3 protein-coding genes are annotated in these 1,548 nt (G+C 63.6%); 2 read left to right on the top strand and 1 reads right to left on the bottom strand.

From position 1 onward, the window contains the following. On the bottom strand, positions 1 to 407 hold a 407-nt coding region (locus tag YO9_RS19165; protein ID WP_317259858.1), incomplete at its 3' end, for a type IIL restriction-modification enzyme MmeI. Positions 408 to 606: 199 nt separating this feature from the next. Between YO9_RS19165 and YO9_RS0115085 the strand changes: the two genes are divergently transcribed. Together YO9_RS0115085 and YO9_RS21810 are read left to right on the top strand one after the other, a co-directional pair. Then, the gene (locus tag YO9_RS0115085; protein ID WP_016998228.1) at positions 607 to 825 is read left to right on the top strand and encodes an Lsr2 dimerization domain-containing protein; all 219 of its coding nucleotides are present in this window, start codon (positions 607 to 609) and stop codon (positions 823 to 825) included. A gap of 16 nt (positions 826 to 841) precedes the next feature. Continuing rightward, a complete protein-coding gene (locus YO9_RS21810; protein ID WP_396350782.1) occupies positions 842 to 934 on the top strand; it encodes an Lsr2 family DNA-binding protein in 93 nt (30 codons plus the stop codon). The last annotated feature ends 614 nt before the right edge of the window (positions 935 to 1,548 follow it).

Here is a 1,548-nt window from a genome sequence, read left to right as displayed (position 1 = left end):
CGGTGGATCAAGGCTAAGTCGCGGACGCGGAAGGTGGAGAAGTCACAGGTGACCACGTAACGCGGCATCTCCGCATCGGAGACGGTCGTGAGATAGTCCATGGCTTGGGCTTCGGCCGCATCCAGGTCTTTGCCCGTGGACTTCTGCTCAGCGATCATCATCCCCGGCCAGAACACGTCAATGAACCCTCTACCGCCGGCGATTCGACGGGCTTGAGCTTCAAACTTCGCCACATTGCGCCGACGCACCCCGTACACCGCGAACAGGTCCGACCAGAACGACTGGGACTCGCCCTTCTCATAGCTCTCCCCCGCCCACTCATTGACGAAGGCGGCAGCGTTCTTGCGGATCTCGTTCCAAGCCAACGGTTTCACATGCATCACCCCATCTTCACAGAGGCGAACCATTGTCCCGTTCCGGGACCCGAAGGCACCCGAATAATGGTCGGCTTTTCTCGGTAGGGCGAGCCAGTGCCCCTAAGCGTTCACCACCACCGGCACTATCTGACTTCCCCAGAACATGCAGGAGAGCGGGACAGCACCGGTATACGGGACCGTAGGCGCATTCCGATGCAGGATAAATCGAGATCAAAGGAAAGGTGCTGGGATGGCCCAAAGCGTAAAGATCATCCTGAAAGACGACCTCGAGGGCCATCCTGCTGATGAGACCCTCCGGTTCGGTCTGGACAGCCGGCAGTACGAAATCGTCCTGTCCACCGCTAACGCAGAGAAGCTACAGGTCCTATGCACCTACGCCGCCTCCGACCGGCGGGCCCAGTCCAAGTCAACCCGGGGCTACCGGGCTTCGTCCCTCCTCCGGCGGTAACCCGGAGACGGCGAAAATCCGGGCCTGGGCGAAGGGGAACGGGTATGAGGTCTCTGACCGCGGCCGCATCCACCAGTCCGTTAAGGACGCCTACTACGCCGCCCAGTAGACCCCCACTCCCCCACCCGGACACGCCATTGGGCCTGACCGGGTGCTCCGAGACAGCGGGTTCTGATGCCGGCGGCCACAGCCGCGGCATCACCGCGGAACGTCCCGGGGTAAGGCTCGAGCATGGAGGCCGTCACCGTATCTCCTCCGCACGATCAGCAGCCGGTGACGGGCTGACGATCCGCTCCCGGCCACGGTGCTCCCAAGACGCCCCGCGTCCAGACTGGACAGCGCTGATCGCCCCTTTGGCGCCCGACAACTGTCCTCGCCAGGGGTTGGCCCTGGCAGCTTTCGGACCGGGCGCAGGCACCCGCGTCGTTCGACGACCCACGGAACCACCTACCTCATCCCGCCGCCTGTCCAAAGAATGAGAAAACCCGGCCCACCAGTAACGGTGAGCCGGGTTCCTTCTTCGCCGACCATGGGAAAGCCGCCCGTGGCTGCCCCTTTTTTCCTATCGAGGGACCGGTTCTATCGGGCGAGTTGTTGGACGTAGGCGCGCACCGCGTTCTCGATCACCGCGCGGGCGGGGCCGTCGTGTTCGGTGAGCTCTTCGATCAGATCGGAGATGTCCTGGGCCACCCGCACCCCGAGTTGGATCGCGGTTCCCGGCGC

It is taken from the genome of Kocuria atrinae C3-8, assembly GCF_000286355.1.
Taxonomy (GTDB): domain Bacteria; phylum Actinomycetota; class Actinomycetes; order Actinomycetales; family Micrococcaceae; genus Kocuria; species Kocuria atrinae_A.
This window is presented reverse-complemented; position numbering and strand designations above follow the sequence as displayed.